The following is an 18,680-nucleotide window of genomic DNA, read 5'->3' as shown; positions in this document are numbered from 1 at the left end:
GTGCCATGACCCTCACCGACACCAATCCGAAGACCAAGAGCGGTGCGACCAAGGCCACCGTGTTTGTCGATGGCGGGTCCGGCACCACCGGGCTCGGCATCCAGGAGCGGCTGCATTCGATCGGCGACGTCGCCGTGAAGCACATCGCCGAGGACAAGCGGAAGGATGCCGGTGCCAAGCGCGCGCTGATGGAGGAGGTCGACCTCGTGATCCTCTGCCTGCCCGATGAGGCCGCCAAGGAAACCGTCGCGCTGATCGACACCATGGGCAATTCAGCGCCCAAGGTGCTCGACGCGTCGACCGCCTATCGGGTCGCGCCCGACTGGGCCTATGGCTTCGCCGAGCTCGCGCCCGACCAGGCCGATAAGATCCGCCACGCGAAAAAGGTCTCGAATCCCGGCTGCTATCCGACCGGCGCGATCGCGCTGCTGCGGCCGATCGTCGACGCCGGCCTGCTGCCTGCGGATTATCCGGTCACCATCAACGCGGTGAGCGGCTATTCGGGCGGCGGCAAGACGATGATGTCGAGCTTCGAGGACGGCTCGGCGCCGGCGTTCCATCTCTATGGGCTCGGTTTTGAGCACAAGCATGTGCCGGAGATGCAGCTCTACTCGCATCTGACGCGGCGGCCGCTCTTCATCCCGTCGGTCGGCAACTACCGGCAGGGCATGCTGGTCTCGGTGCCGCTGCAGCTCGACGCGCTGCCGGGCAAGCCTGATGGTGCCGATCTGCAAGCCGCGCTCGCGAAGTGGTACGCGGGCAGCAAATATGTTTCCGCGATGCCGCTGCAGAACGAGGCCAGCAAGGGCGGCAAGATCGAACCGGAGGCGCTCAATGAGACCAACCAGCTCGAGCTCTATGTCTTCGCCAGCGACAAGCACCGGCAGGCGGTGCTGGTCGCGCGGCTCGACAATCTGGGCAAGGGGGCCTCAGGCGCCGCGGTCCAGAACATGCGGCTGATGCTCGGGCTCGCCGACAGCTGACAACGAGGGGCGCATCGTGGACGACGCCACGCTGCAATTCTACCGGCGCAATGCCGAGGCCTATGCCGGGTGGGCGAAAGCGCCGTCTGCCCGGCTGGTCGCTTTCCTCAAGCTGCTGCCGCCGGGCGGGGCGATCCTCGAGCTCGGCTGCGGCGCCGGCAATCATGCCGCGGTCATGCTCGCTGAAGGCTTTGTGGTGCGTGCGACCGACGGTTCACCCGAAATGGCTGAGGTCGCGGCGCGCCGCATCAATCATCCCGTCGAGGCGATGCTGTTCGATGAGCTCGGGGACCTCGATGCCTATGACGGCGTCTGGGCCAGCGCGTGCCTGCTGCACGTGCCGCGCGACGAACTGGCCGGCATCCTCGGTCGCATCCATCGGGCGTTGAAACCCGGCGGCCTGTTCTACGCGAGCTACAAGATCGGCCATGACGACGGCCGCGACAGCATCGGCCGCTACTACAATTATCCCGCGGCCGAATGGCTGGTGGCGACCTACGCCGCGTCAGGGGCGTGGATGCAAGTTTCGTCCGACACCAGCGAGATCAAGAGCTTTGATGAAGCGCCTGCCACGATGCTGCACATCGTGGTGCGCAAGAACGAAGCATAGCGCCGGCGCGGCTGCGCCGCGACCGGCCGGAATCTGCAGTTCAGAGAGCCTTGAAGATCGCGAGTGCCAGCACCGCTTGGGCGATGAAGCCGACCGTGAAGGCCAGCGTGCGGAACACCGGCAGGCCGAGTGTGTAGACGATCAGATGCGCGACGCGGGCCCAGAAATAGACGGCGCAGGCGAGCACGGTCCATTTGGTGGAATAGTCGGCCGCGTTGAGGATCAAGACCAGCGGCGCGAAGATCACGAGATTCTCGACCGCGTTGTCGTGGGCGAACATCAGCCGGTTGGCCCATTCGGCGTGAGGCTTGTCGCCGCGCGAGGGATTGCCCATGGCGCCGGAGAGGCCGCGCACCTGACAGCGATTGATGATGTAGGGGACCCACAAAATGCCGGTCAGGATCACCGTCAGCGACAGCCAGAACAGTTCGCGCGTCATTGTCTCCCCCTCACGTCAATGCGATTCCCGACCGCCGGGATCGCCTGTTTATAGCTGAGCGGAAGAGCCCGCGCTACGCGCGGACGCGGACATAGCTGCCCGGGGCATCCTCGAGCGCCTGCATTCCGTTCGACCCCACCGTGCGCGCTGGAACCATCTCCGGATCATGGCTCTCCAGCCAGCCGCGCCAGTCGGGCCACCACGAGCCCTTGTGCTCCTCGGCGCCCTTCAGCCAGTCGGCGAGCTTGATGTCCCTGATGTTGTCGTTGGTCCAGTATTGGTACTTCTTCGACGCAGGCGGATTGACCACGCCGGCGATATGGCCGGAGCCGGACAGCACATACTTCACCGGACCGCCGAAGAACTGCGAACCGTACAGCACCGATTCCGCCGGCGCGATGTGATCCTCGCGGGCGGCGAGGTTGTAGACCGGCACCTTCACCTTCGACAGATCGAGCAGCGTGTTGTCGAGCACCATCGTGCCGGTGGACAGCCGGTTCTCCAGATAGCAGTTGCGCAGATAATAGGAATGGTTCGACGACGGCATCCGCGTCGCATCCGAATTCCAGTGCAGCAGGTCGAACGAGGAGGGCGGCTGGCCCTTCAGGTAATTGTTCACGACATACGACCAGATCAGGTCGTTGGAGCGCAGCATGTTGAAGGCCATCGCCATCTTGCTGCCTTCGAGCACGCCGGATTCCTGCATGTCGCGTTCGAGCGCCGAGATCTGGTCCTCGTCGACGAACACCAGGAGGTCGCCGGCATGGGTGAAGTCGACTTGCGCGGCAAAGAACGTCGCCGAGGTCACGCGCTGGCGGCGCTTCTCGGCGAGATAGGCCAACGTCGAGGCGAGCAGGGTGCCGCCGACGCAATAGCCGGCGGTGTGCACCTTCATCTCGCCGGTGGCCTTCTCGATCACGTCCATCGCCGTGAGCGGACCTTCGGTCATGTAGTCGGCCCAGGTCTTCTTGCCGAGCTCCTTGTCCGGATTGACCCAGGAGATCACGAACACCGTGATGCCCTGGTCGACGCACCATTTGACGTAGGATTTCTCGGGGCGCAGATCGAGGATGTAGAACTTGTTGATCCAGGGCGGCACGATCAGGAGCGGCGTGCGCAGCACGTTCTCGGTTGCCGGGGAATACTGGATCAGCTGCATCAGCTCGTTCTGGTAGATCACCTTGCCCGGCGTCGTCGCCATGTTGAGGCCGACCTCGAGATTGCTCGAATCGGACTGGCGGATCCGCAGCGTGCCGTGGCCGGCCTCGATGTCCTCGGCCAGCATCTTCATGCCGCGCACCAGATTGTCGCCATTGGTCTCGACGGTGGCGCGCAGCACTTCCGGATTGGTCAGCACGAAGTTCGACGGCGCCAGCGCGTTGCTGATCTGCTGAACGTAGAATTCGGCCTTCTTGCGGGTGTGCGGATCGATCCCGTCGGCCTCATGGACCAGCTGCTGCGCCCATTTCGAGGTCAAGAGATAAAGCTGCAGGATGAAGTCGAAGAACTGGTTCGACTTCCACTCCGGGTCCTGGAAGCGCTTGTCGCGGGGGGCCGGCAGGATTGCCGGCTTGGCGTCGGCTTCGCCGGCCATGCGGCGCACCGCCGAGCCCCAGAGATCGAGGTAGTCCTTGCCGAGCTGCATCTGCAGCGACGAGGCGCGCTCCTTGTCGGACAGCCAGTATTCGGCAATCACGCTGAAGGTCTTGATGACCTCACCGAACTCGTTCGGCGGCTTGTCGCGGACCTCCCCAGTCTGGCGCGGCTTGAGATAGGCGGCCAGCGCCTGGCCGCTGCTCTCCATCGCCCGGGCGATGTTCATGGCGAAGGCTTCGGCGTTGAATTTGGGGGCGGGTTGGGTGTCGGGAATGACGTTGCTCATCTGAGGGACATTATCGCGTCGTTTGGGGGGCGTCATCGCGCGGTGCGGCAAGGAGAATCAGGCAAAATCCGATGTTTCACTCTGTTGCGGTGCGACAAAAAATCTTTGTTCCGTCATATTGAAGCCTCAGGCATCGCTTTTCCTGTATCCCGCTTTAAGTGTTTCGGGCGACAATGGTTTGAAACGCTGAACTCGGAATTAACGCAGCGGGGACGCTGCAAGGCTCGTACCAGTGCGACCCGTGTCGGCAATGTGCGACGTGCGCGCTAGCTTGTTGGGGACAATTCGGCGCATGCCGATCGATCGAATGAACAGGGGGCTCGCGGCCGCAGTGCTGCTCGCGTCGATGATGGCGCTGAGCGGGTGCTCGAGCACGATTGCCGATATGGCCATGCCGGCCGATGCGCCGGCGCGGGCCAAGGATGCCAGCGGCTACCTGCCGGTCCATGACCTTCCGCCCGACCGGGCCGATCCGACGATCAAGCCGGCGGACCAGGCCAAGATCGAGCAGGAGCTGATTGCCGCGCGCGAGCGCCAGACCCAAGCTCAGGCCCAGGCCGGCAAGTGAGCCGCGCCAGATGGCCGATCAGCGCTGGCGCCGCCCGGTGTCCGTGCTAAAAGAAACCCGGTTCAACCGCAGATCCGGCCGCAGCCCCCAGATCGTGCGCCTGAATTCGCTCTAAATCATTGATTCAGCGCGATTTCTGTAAGAGGCCGTGACGGCTTCCGCGACATTGGCAAGGGGGTCGATTCTGGCATCGCGGTTGTCGGAGCAAGGGTCCCATGGAAGATTTTTACCGCATTCGCCGTCTGCCGCCTTACGTCTTTGAAAAGGTCAACCAGGCCAAGGCGGCCGCGCGCAATGCCGGGGCCGACATCATCGACATGGGCATGGGCAATCCGGACCTGCCGACCCCGCCGCATGTGATCGAGAAGCTGAAGGAGACGCTGGGCAAGCCGCGCACCGACCGCTACTCGGCCTCGCGCGGCATCAACGGCCTGCGCAAGGCCCAGGCCGCCTATTATGCGCGCCGCTTCGGCGTCAAGCTCAACCCGGATACCCAGGTGGTGGCGACGCTCGGCTCGAAGGAGGGCTTCGCCAACGTCGCACAGGCCATCACCGCGCCCGGCGACGTCGTGCTGTGCCCGAATCCGAGCTACCCGATCCATGCCTTCGGCTTCCTGATGGCGGGCGGCGTGATCCGCTCGGTACCGTCGGAGCCGACGCCGCAATTCTTCGAGGCGGTCGAGCGCGCGATCATCCATTCGATCCCGAAGCCGATCGCGCTGATCGTCTGCTACCCGTCGAACCCGACCGCCTATGTCGCGGACCTCGACTTCTACAAGGATCTGGTCGCGTTCGCGAAGAAGCACGACATCTTCATCCTGTCCGATCTGGCCTACGCCGAAGTCTATTTCGACGACAACAATCCGCCGCCGTCGGTGCTGCAGGTGCCCGGTGCGATCGACGTCACCGTCGAGTTCACCTCGATGTCGAAGACATTCTCGATGGCCGGCTGGCGCATGGGCTTTGCGGTCGGCAATGAGCGCATCATCGCGGCCCTGGCGCGCGTCAAATCCTATCTCGATTACGGCGCCTTCACGCCGGTCCAGGTGGCGGCGACCGCTGCGCTGAATGGCCCGGATGACTGCATCCGCGAGATGCGCGACACCTACCGCAAGCGCCGCGATGCGCTGGTCGAGTCATTTGGCCGCGCCGGCTGGGAGATTCCGCCGCCGCAAGCCTCGATGTTCGCCTGGGCGCCGCTGCCCAAGGAATTCGAGGCGGTCGGCAGCATGCAGTTCGCGACCCTGATGGTGGAGAAATCCGGCGTCGTGGTATCGCCCGGCGTTGCGTTCGGCGAGCATGGCGAAGGCTATGTCCGCATCGCGATGGTGGAGAACGAGCAGCGCATCCGGCAGGCCGCGCGCGGCGTGCGCCGCTTCCTTGAAAGCGGCATCGAAACGTTGCACAACGTCGTTCCTCTCGCCAACCGACGCTAATCCTTCCAGGTTGCTTAATATCATGGTCGCACCCCTGAACGTGGGCATAGCGGGGCTCGGCACCGTCGGTGCCGATGTCGTCCGCCTCATCGAAACGCAAGGACGGGCGCTGGCCGAGCGCAGCGGCCGAGCGGTTCGCGTTGTCGCCGTCACCGCGCGCTCGAAAGCCAAGAAGCGCGGGCTCGATCTGCGCGGCATCGCCTGGGCCAAGAGCCCCGAGGCGCTGGCTGAGGATCCCAATATCGACTGCTTCGTCGAGTTGATGGGCGGCGCCGGCGATCCGGCGCTGTCGGCGATCGAGACCGCGCTGAAGGCCGGCAAGTCGGTCGTGACCGCCAACAAGGCGCTGATCGCCAAGCATGGCCTGCGGCTTGCCGCAGCCGCCGAGAAGCATGGCGGCGCGCTGAACTTCGAGGCGGCCGTCGGTGCGGCGATCCCGGTCATCAAGACGCTGCGCGAGGGCCTCGCTGGCACCAGCGTCAACCGCGTCTATGGCATCCTCAACGGCACCTGCAATTACATCCTGACCCGGATGGAGCAGGAGGGCCTGTCGTTCGAAGAATGCCTGAAGGACGCCCAGCGCCTCGGCTATGCCGAAGCCAACCCGTCATTCGACGTCGACGGTCACGACACCGCGCAAAAGCTCGCGATCCTGGCGAGCCTCGCCTTCGGAACCAAGGTCGCGGAAAGCGCTGTTTATGTCGAAGGCATTTCCTCGATCACGCCGGAGGATCTCAAGGCCGCCGCGGAACTCGGCTACCGGGTCAAACTGCTCGGCGTGGCCGTGCGCACGGCAAAGGGCATTGAGCAACGCGTGCACCCGACCATGGTGCCGAAATCATCCTCGATCGCCCAGGTGATGGGTGTGACCAATGCGGTGGCGATCGACGGCGAGGGCATTCCGCCGATCACGCTGGTCGGTCCCGGCGCCGGCGGCGGCGCGACGGCGTCCGCCGTAGTCGCCGATATCGCCGATGTCGCCCGCGGCATCCGTGCGAAGCCGTTCGGCCGACCGGTGGAGCGGTTGCGTGACACCACCAAGGCGCCGATGGAACGCCACGAGGGTGGTTATTATATCCGCCTGATGGCGCGCGATCTTGCAGGCACTGCTGCAACAATCGCCACCCGGCTCGCGGAACAGAAGATATCTCTGGAATCCATCGTGCAGCGGCATCCGGATGGCGTCGATGTGAATGGCGCGGCCAAAAAACCTTCACCGGTTCCGGTCATTCTGATTACCTATGCGACCAGCGAAGATGCCGTGCATCGGGCGTTGGCCGCAGTGCAGCGCGATAAGGTCATCAGCGGCAGGCCGCAGGTGATCCGGATCGAGAAAAACTAGCGCATGGCCTGAACGGGTCGGGCGTGAGACGATTGATGCGGGCAGGCTGGCCTGTCCCAGAGGCTTAAGGAGTACGCTGATGTCGACCCATATTTCCGTTCCGCCGCAGATGTTGCTCGAGCGTATCCTGACGCTCGAAATCGTGCGCGTGACGGAGCGCGCGGCGGTGTCGGCCGCGCGGCTGCGCGGCCACGGCCAGGAGAAGGCCGCCGACAAGGCCGCGGTCGACGCGATGCGGCGCGAGCTCAACAAGCTGCCGATCGAAGGCACGGTCGTGATCGGCGAGGGTGAGCGCGACGAGGCGCCGATGCTGTTCATCGGCGAGAAGGTCGGTCTCAATGCCGGCCCCAAGGTCGACATCGCGGTCGATCCGCTCGAAGGCACCACGCTGTGCGCCAAGAATATGCCGGGCTCGATCGCCACCATGGCGATGGCCGATGGCGGCACGCTGCTGCACGCGCCCGACGTCTACATGCAGAAGATTGCGATCGGCCCGGGCTACGCCAAGAATGTGATCGAGCTCGACGCACCGCCGGCCGACAACGTGCGGCGGCTCGCCAAGGCCAAGGGCGTCGACCCGACCGCCATCAACGTGCTGGTGCTCGACCGTCCGCGCCATGCCGACATCATCAATAGCGTGCGCTCGACCGGCGCTGCCGTGCAGCTGATCACCGACGGCGACGTCGCCGGCGTCATTCACTGCGCCAAGCCCGATGAGACCGGCGTCGACATGTATATCGGCACCGGCGGCGCGCCCGAGGGCGTGCTGGCGGCGGTCGCGCTGCGCTGCATCGGCGGCCAGATGCAGTGCCGCCTGATCCTCGACACCGAGGAGAAGCGCGAGCGCGCCCACAAGATGGGCGTCATCGACCCGAAGATGATCTACGGCATCGAGGACATGGCCAAGGGCGACTGCCTGTTCGCCGCCACCGGCGTCACCACCGGCTCGCTGCTGACCGGCGTCAAGTTCAAGAAGGACGTCATCGAGACCGAGACCGTCGTGATGCGCTCGGTCACCGGCACCGTGCGCTACATCAAGGCCGAGCACCGGCAGCTGGAGAAATTCCACCTCGACTAAGCAGAGCCTAGATACGATCTCCGTCATTCCGGGTTCGGTGCTTTGCATCGCCCCGGAATGACGAACCAACAAAAACAACAAAGGGAGAGGCGCATGTCCGATCTGTCCGGGGTCAAGGCGCTGGTGTTCGACGTGTTCGGAACCGTGGTCGATTGGCGTACCAGCCTGATCAACGATTTCACGACATGGGGAGAGAAGCGCGGCATCAAGGCCGACTGGACCGCGTTGGTCGATGGCTGGCGCGCGGTCTATGCGGCCTCGATGGATGAGGTGCGCAAGAACCCGCAGAACGGCTACGTGATCCTCGATGTCTTGCACCGCCGCTCGCTGGAGAAGCTGGTCGCGCAGTTCAACATCAAGGGACTCACCGAGGACGACCTACAGCATCTGACGAAAGGCTGGCATCGCCTGCATGGGTGGTCCGACAGCGTCGCCGGCCTGACCCGGCTGAAGACCAAGTACATCATCTCGCCGCTGTCCAATGGCAACGTCGCGCTGCTCACCAACATGGCGAAGTTCGCAGGCTTGCCCTGGGACCTCGTGATGTCGGCTGAGCTGTTCGAGCACTACAAGCCCGATCCGGAAACCTATCTCGGCGCCGCGAAGCTGCTCTGCTTGCCGCCGGAGCAGGTGATGATGGTCGCCGCGCACAATTACGATCTGAAGCACGCGCAGAAGCTCGGCCTCAAGACCGCCTTCGTGGCACGTCCGACCGAATACGGCCCGTTGCAAAAGTATGATTTCGAGGCCACTGGCGAATGGGACATCGTGGCCAAGGATTTCGGGGAAATCGCCAGCCGGTTGGGCTGCTAGAACTGGCCTGTGATTCATCGAAGCGCTACGGTTCCTTCTTAATTCGGAAGGGATCATGACAGTTCACGCATCCGCCATACCCGTTGAAGCGCCGCCGGCGTTCCTTGGTGTGTCGCGGTCGCTGACCGGAAAGCTCTGGCGCGACCGGCTGGATGCGCGCGGGGCGGCGCGGGCGCTTGCGATCGTGCAGCGCTATCAATTGCCGGAAATGCTGGCGCGGGTGCTGGCCGGACGCGATGTCGCCATCGACGAGGTCGCGGACTTCCTCGATCCAACCATCCGCAAGCTCATGCCTGATCCGCACACTGTCACCGAGATGGAGACTGCCGCCAAGCGCATCGCGGATGCCGCGGCTCGCGGCGAGAAGGTCGCGATCTTCGGTGACTACGACGTCGACGGCGCGACCTCGGCGGCGCTTTTGACCTGGCATCTGCGCCATTGCGGGCTGGACCCGCTGATCCACATTCCCGACCGCATTTTCGAAGGCTATGGGCCGAATGTCGACGCCGTCCGCGCGCTCGCGGCAAAAGGCGCGACGCTGCTCGTCACCGTCGATTGCGGCACCACCAGCATCGAGCCGCTGGCGGAAGCAAAAAAGCTCGGCATGTCGGTCGTGGTGATCGATCATCACCAGACCGGTGATGAGTTGCCCGAGGTCGACGCGCTGGTGAACCCGAACCGGCCCGACGATCTCTCCGGGCTCGGCCATCTCGCAGCCGTGGGCCTCGTGTTCGTGACTTTGGTTGCGGTGAACCGCGAGCTGCGCCAGCGCGGCTTCTGGACCAGCGAGATGCCGGAGCCCGATCTGCTCAGCATGCTGCATCACGTCGCGCTCGGCACCGTCGCCGACGTCGCGCCGCTGATCGGGCTCAACCGCGCCTTCGTCGCCAAGGGCCTGATCGCAATGCGCCGCCGCGACCATGTCGGCCATACCGCGCTGATGGATGTGGCGCGGCTCAATGGCCCGCCAGAGGCCTGGCATCTCGGCTTCATGCTGGGGCCGCGCATCAATGCCGGCGGCCGCATCGGGCGCGCTGATCTCGGCGTGCGGCTGCTGCTTGAGGGCGATATATCGGAGGCCGCGCGGATCGCGGCCGAACTCGATCGGCTCAATGCCGAGCGACGCGTGATCGAGCAGGCCGCCGAGGCGCAGGCCGAAGCCGAGGCGCTGGCCTCGCTCGGGCTCGAGGACAAGGGCGCTGTGATCGTCACCGCGGCGGAAGGCTGGCACCCCGGCGTGGTCGGGCTGGTCGCCGCGCGGTTGAAGGAGAAGTTCGCGCGCCCCGCCTTTGCGATTGCGCTCGAACCGGGCGGCATCGGCACCGGATCCGGCCGCTCGATCGGCGGCGTCGATCTCGGCAAGGCGGTGCGGCAGGCGGTGCATGACGGTCTGTTGATGAAGGGTGGCGGGCACGCGATGGCGGCCGGCGTCACGCTGCGCAAGGAGAAGCTCGCCGAATTCCGCGCCTACATGGAGAGCGCGCTCGCGGCGGACGTCGCCAACTCGCGGCACGAGAACGAGCTGTTCATCGACGGTGCGGTGACCGCGCGCGCGGTGACGCCGGAATTCGCCGCGACGCTCAATCGCGCCGGTCCGTTCGGTGCCGCCAATCCCGAGCCGGTGATCGCGCTGCCGTCGCATCAGCTGGTCTATGCCGACGAGGTCGGGCAGGCGCATCTGCGGCTGCGCTTCAAGTCAGGCGACGGGTCCATCGTCAACGGTATCGCATTCCGCTCCGTCGGACAGAAGCTCGGCAGCGCCTTGACGCAAAATCGCGGCCAGCAATTGCACGTGGCGGGCTCTCTTGCGGTTGACCGTTGGCAAGGCACCGAACGTGTGCAATTCCGTGTCCTCGACGTCGCGGTGCCGGACCAGGGCCCGACGGTGATCAAATAAGAAACGTTGGGAGAGGACATGTCAGGACAGGTTGAAGGCAAGGTCGCGCTGGTGACCGGCGGCGCATCGGGTATCGGCGAGGCCATCGTCGAATTGCTCGCACAGGAAGGCGCGACCGTTGTTGCGACCGACATCGACGAGTTGAGGGGACCGGAGCTCGCCGCTCGGCTCACGAAGGCCGGGCGCAAGGTGAGCTTCCTGCCGCAGGATGTGACCAGCGAGGAGCGCTGGATCGAGGTCGTTGCTGAAATCGGCAAGCGCCACAGCCGCCTCGACATCATGGTCTCCAACGCCGGCATCGGCATCGGCGCGCCGTCGATTGTCGAGATGTCGCTTGCCGACTGGCGCCGGCAGACCGCGATCAATATCGACGGCGTGTTCCTGTCGGTGAAGCATTCGCTGCCGCTGATGCGCAAGCATGGCGGTGGCTCCATCATCATGATGTCGTCGCTCGCGGGCCTGCGTGGTGCTGCGAACCTGTCAGGCTATAGCGCGACCAAGGGCGCGGTGCGGCTGTTCGCCAAGTCGATCGCGATGGAATGCGCGCAGGTGAATGACGGCATCCGCGTCAACTCCGTGCATCCCGGTATCATCGATACGCCGATCTGGGGCAAGATCCCGACCGGCGCCACCGGTGCCGGCCAGAACGCGCCGATCGATCCCGAGGAGCGCGCCAGGTTCGCGACGCCGCTCGGCCGCGCCGGCCAGGCCATCGAGATCGCGCAGGGCGTGCTCTATCTCGCCTCGGACGCGTCGCGTTACGTCACCGGCAGCGAACTCGTGATCGACGGCGGCATGAATGCCGGCGGCGTGGTGCGGCAGCCTCCGAGCAATTAGCCGCCCTGGCGTAACCGCGCCAGCACCTTGAGCCCGCCGTAACCATCGGCGGGCAGCAGGCCCGCCTTGACCTGAAAATCCTTGATTGCCTTCATGGTGTCGTTGCCGACACGGCCGTCAGTGCCGCCGGTGTCGAAACCGGCCTTGGTCAGACGCGTCTGCATCTCCTGCACTTCGGCGAGCGTCAGCGCGCGCTCCGAGCCCGGGAAGGGCTGGATGAAGGGCGGGCCGCCGAGGCAGCGATCGCCGAGATGGCAGATCGCCAGCGCGTAGTTCATCGAGGGATTGTAGCTCTTCACTGAATTGAAGTTCGGGCCGAGCAGGAAGGCCGGGCCGCCGGCGACGGGGATCCAGAGCTGCGCCGATGCGTTCGGTTGCGGGAACGGCTGGCCATCGGCTCTGACGACGCCGGCACTGGCCCAGGCTGCATAGGTGCGGCTGCCGCTGGCTCCGCCACCGGGCGCGCGCACCTCGTAGCCCCAATGCTCGCCGCGGTGCCACTTGCCGCGATTGACCAGATATTTCGCGGTCGAGCCCAGCGCGTCGTCGGGCCGGCCGAACGGCGAGACCTTGCCGTCGCCGTCATAGTCGAAGCCGACATTGAGCCAGACTTCCGGCATCCACTGCGAATGGCCCATTGCGCCGGCCCAGGAGCCGTTCATCTCCTCCGGCGTGCTCCAGCCGCGCTGCACGATCTTCATCGCGTTGATCAGCTCGGTTTCCCAATAAGCCTTGCGGCGCGGCTCGTTCCAGGCGAGCGCCGCAAGCGAGGGAAACACCGGCGTCATGTGGTTCTGCTGTACCAGCGGATCGCCATAGGCTGATTCAACGCCCCACAGCGCGAGCAGCGTGCCGCGCTCGACGCCGAAGTCGCGCTCGATGCGGCCGAACAGCGCCTCGTTCTTCTTCAGCGCCTCGCGGCCGTGAATGATGCGCCAGTCGGAGACGCGGCGGTTGATGTACTGCCAGATCTGCTCGTGGAATTCCGGCTGGTTGCGCATCTGCTTGAACACGCTCATGTCGGGCTCGACCCGTCCCATGCAGCGGTTCCAGGTCGCATCCGAGATGCCTTTTGCCTGCGCGCGGCCGCGGAAATTGTCGCGCCACTGGTCGAAGCCGGGAGGCGCGGCGGCGAGCGCGCCGAGCGGATTGGCAAGCACGACGCCTGCGGCGAGCCCGGCCTTCAAGACGGCGCGACGGGCAGAGGACTTCAAAGAATCAGGCTGTTTCATGCGCCTAGTCTAGCGGCGGCCGTGGGGTGGGCCAAAAGCCATGACGCCGCAAGAATCATTATTTGAGCATGCCCTTGTCGGAAAACCGGTTCCCGCTTTTCCGGGGCATGCTCTAACTATCCTGCAAATCTATGGCGATTTTTGACAGCCATTGCCGGACAATTTGCTCCGATCTGGCATCAAGGCTGGCGGCAAGCCGGCGCTCCTGGGCCTGGGCGATATGGCGGCATTTCTCCAGCAGCGAGGTTCCATGGCTGGTCAGCGTCCATTGCAGCACCCGGCCGTGGACCGGGTGCGGCGTCTTGCGGATCGCGCCGTCGCGCTCGAGGTTGCGGATGATCACACTCACGGTCTGCGGCGTCTGCAGTGCCACCCGCGCCAGATCGGCACCCGAGAGGCCCGGATAGGCCTTCAGCATCGTGAGCACCACGAACTGCGGCGAGGTGACACCGAGCCCGGCGAGCCCGCGCTCCATCGACAACCGCGACGCCGCATGCGCCTGGCGCAGCAGATAGGCGAGATAGCCCTGTTCGCCGCGCTTGCCTTCGCCGGGAGGCGGGACGGGGGACGTGAGCACGGTATCGGCTGCGCTCGATCTCGAACTCGCACCGGCCGTCCCGTCGGCTCTTGTCCTGCCCGGACGCTGCCCGGTGGCGCCGGATTTCGCTCGTTTCTGCATTCCCGCCATGTTGCCTTCGCGAATGTCTGCGGCTTGATCGATGTCAGAGCTCTGATAATGTATCAGTACACTGATAACACGAGGCCAGGTCAATGTCACACGCCCGCAAGGAATACACCGACTTCGAGAAGCTCGCGCCCGACGTGTTCGCCGCGGTGCGGGCGCTCGGCCAGTTCGCGGCGAAGGCCGGCCTCGACAAGCAGCTGCTCGAGCTGGTGAAGCTGCGTGCGTCGCAGATCAACGGCTGTGCGTTCTGCGTGCAGTATCACATCCTGCAGGGCGAGAGCCTCGGCGTGCCCGTCGACAAGCTGAACCTCGTCGTGGTGTGGCGCGAGGCGCCGCAATTCTCGGCTCGCGAGCGGGCGGCGCTGGTCTGGACCGAAGCGCTGACCACCATGCCGAACGGCGTCAGCGACGAGGTCTATGCCGAGGTCACCGCCGAATTCTCCGAGCAGGAGCTGACCTATCTGACCTCGGCGATCGCATCGATCAATGTCTGGAACCGGTTCGGCGCAGCCTATCGCTGGACGCCGCCACCGCGCCGGCAAAGCGCGAACGCGACGGTCTCGTAAGGTCGAGACGGAACAAACGATAACTGACAGGGGAGACGTACCGATGGCTTCGATGACGATGACACCCTCGCTTCCATTTGCACGGCCGCCGCGCCCGGTCACGCTCGCCGTGGTCGCAGGGTTGGCCTCGGCTGTCCTGATCGGCAAGGCGCTGCCGACCCCGATGGATGCGATCTCCGCGGCGATCGCGCCGCTCTGCGCCAGCGCCAATGCGGCGTCACCACTCGACAAGGTCGAGGTCATCAGCTCGCATGCACTGCCGAACGTCGCGGGCAAGCGCGTCACGGTGGTGCGCGTCTTCTATGGTCCGGGCGGCTTTACGCCGCCGCACCGCCACTCCGGCTCGGTGACGGCCTACATCACCAAGGGCGAGATCCGCTCGCAGCTCGGCGGCGGGCCGGTCGAGACCTTCAAGGTCGGCCAATCCTTCTTCGAGCCGCCGGGCTCGACCCACATGGTCTCGGCCAATGCCAGCACCACGGAGCCGGCGGAGCTGATCGCGGTGTTCGTGGCGGACGAGGGTGCACAGCTGACCACGATGCTGGAATAGCGCTCGCTTCTCAGGGACGACCGCATTGGACCAGTTTGGTGCCGAGCTCGCGTGAAAGTGGACCTTGCGCGCGGGGCGTTGCGTGGATTGATTACGCGACAAGTTGCGGCGACGGTTGCCGACAGAGGACAAATCGATGATCAGTCTGAAGGGGCTCTCCGCCTTCCCGATAACGCCCTCGAACCGCGATGGCCGGGTCGATGTGGGCGCGCTCCGCGCTCTGCTCGAGCCCTTGCTTGCGGCGAAGGTGGATTCGGTCGGGCTGCTTGGCAGCACCGGTTCATATCCGTATTTCAGCCGCGAGGAGCGGCGGCGGGCCGTCGAGGCGGCGACAGCGTTGGCCAGCGGCCGGATGCCGATCCTGGTCGGCATCGGCGCGCTGCGCACGGACGATGCGGTGCGGCTGGCGCAGGATGCACGCGAGGCCGGCGCGACGGCGGGCCTGCTGGCGGCGGTGTCCTACACGCCTCTGACGGACGATGAGGTCTTTGAGCATTTTCAAACCGTGGCCCGCGAGAGCGGGCTGCCGATCTGCATCTATGACAACCCCGGAACCACCCATTTTCGATTCACGCCGGCTCTGATCGGCCGCCTGAGCCGTGTCGAGGGAATCGTCGCGGTGAAGAGCCCTGCGCTGGATGCCTCGACCATTGCGGATCATCTGAAGGAGTTGCGCGCTGCCGTTCCGGACGGCGTTGCGTTGGGTTACAGCGCCGACTGGAATTGCACCGAGTCGCTCCTGGCAGGTGGGGACACCTGGTACAGCGTTGTCGCCGGCGTCCTGCCGCGGATTTGCGTGGAGATCGTCCGCGCTGCGACGAGCGGCGATGCGGCCCGGGCACGGCAGCTCGATGCGCGCTTGTTGCCGATCTGGGATTTGTTCAAGGCATATTCGGGCCTGCGCGTCGTCTACGCGATCGCCAATCTCAGAGGGATCTGCGCGGCCGAGCCGCCGCGTCCGATCCTGCCGCTACCCGCGGACGCTCAGCGCAGGGTCAAAGAGACGTTGGCTGCAATGGACGTCAGCTGATCGCGTGACATGGCACTAGATGTAACGGCGCGGGACGTCGTTACGTAGGGCGCGCTAGATACCGGTGCGTGCCGGCGGGGCGCGGCCGAACCGGTTGTCGCCCTTCGATCCCGGCAGCGCGCTCAGCGTCACCACGAGCGCCAGGTAGGGGATCCAGTATTTGACGTGCAGCGCAGCGGCGAGGTGGGGGATGCCCAGGAGCGTCAGTGCCCACCAGCCCGAGACGTTGAGGTCGTGTAGCCGCTTCACCAGGATCGTGACCAACGGCCACAATGACAGGATGAGCAGCAGGCGCAGCACGGACAGCTCGTCAGCCGGGCCGCTGCTGTCGTAGTGGTGTGGCGCTGGGCCGAATTTCACGCTGAGCCGAATGACGAGCATGTCGGTCAGGACGAGGCCGAAGAACCCCAGGCCGAATTCCTGCCGGCTGATGCGGCCCTTCACCGAGAGGAAGAACCAGATGAAGGTCGATAGCATGCTGGGTTGCGATCCGGCTTGAGCAGGCATCTGATTGATATCTGTATCGTTGGTCGAAGCGGAATCGGTTCCCGCGATTTGCTGCCGCCATCATGATCATTCAGCCCGGCCGTTGTCGCCGCGACATGACGCCATCAAGGCGGATTCGAATGGACCCTGCGTCGTCCGATCCATGGTGCGGCTTCCATCGGCGCGCAAAATCGGCATAAACATTCGCAAAGCCTGGCTGGGAGGGCGTTCGATGCGATTGCCGATGTTTCTGTTGACGCTATTGGTTCCTGCAATGGCCTGGGCCGAGGAACCTGCAACCAATGCGCCGGCGCTGTGGGGCAGTCCCACGGTTGACAATGGCGCCTGCTGCAAGACGCTTGGTGAGGTGCGCGGCAATATCGACCGGCTCGACCGCGAGATCGTGCGCCTGATGGCCGAGCGTGGCCGCTATGTGCATGAGGCCGCGCGCTTCAAGGCCAACCCGGCGCAGGTCGAGGCGCCGGAGCGCGCCGAAGCCGTGGTGAAGAAGGCGATGGCGCTCGCGGAAGCGGACGGGCTGTCGCCCAAGGTGGCCGAAGCCGCCTATCGCGCGATGATCCGCGCCTTCATCGATTACGAGCAGGGCATTTTCGCAGCCGCCGCGGCGCGCGGCGAAGCGCCCTGGAAGAAGTAGCTAGTTGCCGCCACCCTCCTGGGTGTCGATGCGATGCACGATGTCGTCGGGCAGGGCGTGGGCGACGGCGGCCGCAGGTCCAGACTCGGGCCCGATCTCGCGGCCGCGACCGCGGATCAGCCGCTCATAGGCCGACACCAGCGTGCTGTAGGGATTGACCCACAGCCAGCCGTCGCGCGTGAATACCTGCACGTCGAAATGCAGATGCCGTGACGTGCCGTTGGGATGGTCGAGATAGTTCGAGACCACGCCGATCTTCTCGCCTTCGCTGACGCGACGGCCGTTGAGCAGGCCGTCGGCATCCATCGCCGACGGGTTCATGTGCATGTAGCGGAAGCGGACATGCTCGGTGCGGGTGTTGACCTGCAACGTCGCGGCCTGCTGCTGCGCCGAGCGGAACACGATGCTGTCGCGCACCGCGACGACCGCCTGCTGCCTGGGGTCGCAGCCGTCCTTGCTGTCGGCCGGACATGCACCGGGTCTGATGTCCTGGCCCTGGTGGCCGTAGCCGCTGTCGCATTGGCCGACCTCGAAGCTGCGCGCCTCGCAGAAATTGTCCTGCCAGGGATACTCGTCGACGGTCGCGCCCGCTCTGCGCCTGGCGAAGGATTGCGAGTGCGCGAAGGCCGGTGCCTTCTCCAGCGGAAAGCGGATCTGCGAATAGACCGTGACGTCGGGATGGCCGCCTTGCCTGCGTCCGCCACTGCCCGCGATGATGTCGCCGCTCGGGCGGTAGGTGAAGTCGGCCGACTGCGCGATCGGCCGCTCGGCGACCTCAGAGGCGATGTCGCGGCGTGGCTGCGACGGCTGTCCGCCGACAATGTGGAGGGCCTTCAGGAAGCGTTCGGCGACCGGAGTGGCCTCGCGGCACGCCAGCCGCTTCGCCCGCGGTGCGCTGTCGAGGCATTGGATCGAGACGACATAAGGGATTCCGAACCGGGTGAAGGCGTAGCGGACATAGCCTTCGCGGATGAAGCGGCGCAGGTCCGGAAACTGCGCGCCCAGCGTCTTGACCGGCTCGCCCTTGCCGCCGAGCCGGTCGGTGAGGTCGTAAACCAGGATCGAGCCCGAGATCTGCACCTCGACCGGCTTTGCGAAGGTTCGCGGTGGCATGTCGTCGCCGGCGCCGGGCGCGAGCGAGAACACCGCGTCATAGCCGGAGCCACCGGCATGGAAGACGTCGGCCGCGCTGAAATCGGCCTGATAGCGCGCGACCGGCAGATTGTCCGGCGCTCCGTTTTGCCGCGCGTCGAGATAGCTTGCGGGGTCGAACGGCAGCAGCACGGGGATCGGGCTGCGCACGATGCCGGGGAAGAGTTGTGAGGTCGCGGCGTTCAGCTGAACCAGCGCGGGCGTCGCGCGCGGATCGGAGGCGGGGACGCGGCGCTGTCCGGCGAAGCTGAAATTGGCGGCGATCGCCGGGCGGGAAGAGATCTCCTGCCGCAGCTGCTCGAGCGCGGCACGCCATTCGACCCGCATGGCCGAGATCGATGGCGTTCGCAGTTCGTCGGCACGGAGGCCGGGAGGAGGCAAGAGCAGGACTGCCAGCCAGCAACTGATGAAGCTGACCACCTTCCTGTTCACTGCACCC

At 65.3% G+C, this 18,680-nt stretch carries 19 protein-coding genes; 13 read left to right on the top strand and 6 right to left on the bottom strand.

Going from position 1 to position 18,680, the window contains the following annotated elements:
• The first annotated feature begins 5 nt into the window (after window positions 1–5).
• Window positions 6–983, top strand: a complete 978-nt coding sequence (gene argC / locus JQ616_RS10295) for an N-acetyl-gamma-glutamyl-phosphate reductase (protein ID WP_212014091.1) — start codon at window positions 6–8, stop codon at window positions 981–983.
• 16 nt (window positions 984–999) lie between these two features.
• The gene (locus tag JQ616_RS10290; protein ID WP_212014090.1) at window positions 1,000–1,593 is read left to right on the top strand and encodes a class I SAM-dependent methyltransferase; all 594 of its coding nucleotides are present in this window, start codon (window positions 1,000–1,002) and stop codon (window positions 1,591–1,593) included.
• Between the two features lie 40 nt (window positions 1,594–1,633).
• On the opposite strand, the gene JQ616_RS10285 is transcribed toward JQ616_RS10290, so the two are convergent.
• Both JQ616_RS10285 and JQ616_RS10280 read right to left on the bottom strand, forming a co-directional pair.
• A complete protein-coding gene (locus JQ616_RS10285; protein ID WP_212014089.1) occupies window positions 1,634–2,032 on the bottom strand; it encodes an MAPEG family protein in 399 nt (132 codons plus the stop codon).
• 73 nt (window positions 2,033–2,105) lie between these two features.
• Window positions 2,106–3,914 carry a PHA/PHB synthase family protein gene (locus JQ616_RS10280; RefSeq protein WP_212014087.1) on the bottom strand — a complete coding sequence of 603 codons (1,809 nt, stop codon included), beginning with the start codon at window positions 3,912–3,914 and terminating at the stop codon, window positions 2,106–2,108.
• A gap of 292 nt (window positions 3,915–4,206) precedes the next feature.
• On the opposite strand from JQ616_RS10280, the gene JQ616_RS10275 reads away from it, so the two are divergent.
• The 7 genes from JQ616_RS10275 to JQ616_RS10245 all read left to right on the top strand — a co-directional run bounded on the left by JQ616_RS10275 (window position 4,207) and on the right by JQ616_RS10245 (window position 11,885).
• Window positions 4,207–4,482, top strand: a complete 276-nt coding sequence (locus JQ616_RS10275; protein ID WP_212014085.1) for a hypothetical protein — start codon at window positions 4,207–4,209, stop codon at window positions 4,480–4,482.
• Window positions 4,483–4,697: 215 nt separating this feature from the next.
• The gene (locus JQ616_RS10270; protein WP_212014083.1) at window positions 4,698–5,918 is read left to right on the top strand and encodes an LL-diaminopimelate aminotransferase; all 1,221 of its coding nucleotides are present in this window, start codon (window positions 4,698–4,700) and stop codon (window positions 5,916–5,918) included.
• A 22-nt stretch (window positions 5,919–5,940) separates the two neighbouring features.
• Window positions 5,941–7,260 (top strand): homoserine dehydrogenase, encoded by a 1,320-nt coding sequence (locus tag JQ616_RS10265; protein WP_212014080.1) that lies wholly within the window; start codon window positions 5,941–5,943, stop codon window positions 7,258–7,260.
• Between the two features lie 79 nt (window positions 7,261–7,339).
• Window positions 7,340–8,338, top strand: coding sequence for a class II fructose-bisphosphatase (gene glpX / locus JQ616_RS10260; RefSeq protein ID WP_029083354.1), 999 nt, complete (start codon window positions 7,340–7,342; stop codon window positions 8,336–8,338).
• 93 nt (window positions 8,339–8,431) lie between these two features.
• Window positions 8,432–9,151, top strand: a complete 720-nt coding sequence (locus JQ616_RS10255; RefSeq protein ID WP_212014079.1) for a haloacid dehalogenase type II — start codon at window positions 8,432–8,434, stop codon at window positions 9,149–9,151.
• Window positions 9,152–9,206: 55 nt separating this feature from the next.
• Window positions 9,207–11,048 carry a single-stranded-DNA-specific exonuclease RecJ gene (gene recJ / locus JQ616_RS10250; RefSeq protein WP_212014078.1) on the top strand — a complete coding sequence of 614 codons (1,842 nt, stop codon included), beginning with the start codon at window positions 9,207–9,209 and terminating at the stop codon, window positions 11,046–11,048.
• Between the two features lie 18 nt (window positions 11,049–11,066).
• Window positions 11,067–11,885, top strand: a complete 819-nt coding sequence (locus JQ616_RS10245) for an SDR family NAD(P)-dependent oxidoreductase (protein ID WP_212014077.1) — start codon at window positions 11,067–11,069, stop codon at window positions 11,883–11,885.
• Here JQ616_RS10245 and JQ616_RS10240 read toward each other — a convergent pair.
• Both JQ616_RS10240 and JQ616_RS10235 read right to left on the bottom strand, forming a co-directional pair.
• Window positions 11,882–13,117: a lytic murein transglycosylase gene (locus JQ616_RS10240; protein WP_212014076.1), complete on the bottom strand. Its 1,236-nt coding sequence runs from the start codon at window positions 13,115–13,117 to the stop codon at window positions 11,882–11,884. The genes JQ616_RS10245 and JQ616_RS10240 overlap by 4 nt on opposite strands.
• A 112-nt stretch (window positions 13,118–13,229) precedes the next feature.
• Entirely contained in the window at window positions 13,230–13,805 is a 576-nt protein-coding gene (locus JQ616_RS10235) for a MarR family winged helix-turn-helix transcriptional regulator (protein ID WP_212014804.1), read from the bottom strand.
• Between the two features lie 83 nt (window positions 13,806–13,888).
• Between JQ616_RS10235 and JQ616_RS10230 the strand changes: the two genes are divergently transcribed.
• The 3 genes from JQ616_RS10230 (at window position 13,889) to JQ616_RS10220 (ending at window position 15,948) form a co-directional block, all read left to right on the top strand.
• Window positions 13,889–14,368, top strand: coding sequence for a carboxymuconolactone decarboxylase family protein (locus JQ616_RS10230; protein WP_212014075.1), 480 nt, complete (start codon window positions 13,889–13,891; stop codon window positions 14,366–14,368).
• Between the two features lie 43 nt (window positions 14,369–14,411).
• Entirely contained in the window at window positions 14,412–14,918 is a 507-nt protein-coding gene (locus JQ616_RS10225) for a cupin domain-containing protein (RefSeq protein ID WP_212014074.1), read from the top strand.
• A gap of 136 nt (window positions 14,919–15,054) precedes the next feature.
• A complete protein-coding gene (locus JQ616_RS10220) occupies window positions 15,055–15,948 on the top strand; it encodes a dihydrodipicolinate synthase family protein (protein ID WP_212014072.1) in 894 nt (297 codons plus the stop codon).
• A gap of 54 nt (window positions 15,949–16,002) precedes the next feature.
• On the opposite strand, the gene JQ616_RS10215 is transcribed toward JQ616_RS10220, so the two are convergent.
• Window positions 16,003–16,425: a DUF805 domain-containing protein gene (locus JQ616_RS10215; RefSeq protein WP_212014070.1), complete on the bottom strand. Its 423-nt coding sequence runs from the start codon at window positions 16,423–16,425 to the stop codon at window positions 16,003–16,005.
• 241 nt (window positions 16,426–16,666) lie between these two features.
• On the opposite strand from JQ616_RS10215, the gene JQ616_RS10210 reads away from it, so the two are divergent.
• Window positions 16,667–17,089: a chorismate mutase gene (locus JQ616_RS10210; RefSeq protein ID WP_212014068.1), complete on the top strand. Its 423-nt coding sequence runs from the start codon at window positions 16,667–16,669 to the stop codon at window positions 17,087–17,089.
• Here the strand turns inward: JQ616_RS10210 and JQ616_RS10205 are convergent, their stop codons facing one another.
• Window positions 17,090–18,673, bottom strand: a complete 1,584-nt coding sequence (locus JQ616_RS10205) for a M23 family peptidase (protein WP_212014067.1) — start codon at window positions 18,671–18,673, stop codon at window positions 17,090–17,092.
• Window positions 18,674–18,680: the final 7 nt, after the last annotated feature.

Origin of the sequence: Bradyrhizobium tropiciagri (assembly GCF_018130545.1) — a bacterium.
GTDB lineage: Bacteria > Pseudomonadota > Alphaproteobacteria > Rhizobiales > Xanthobacteraceae > Bradyrhizobium > Bradyrhizobium tropiciagri_A.
Note: the sequence above shows the minus strand (reverse complement) of the source record. Positions and strands in the feature narration are given on the sequence as shown.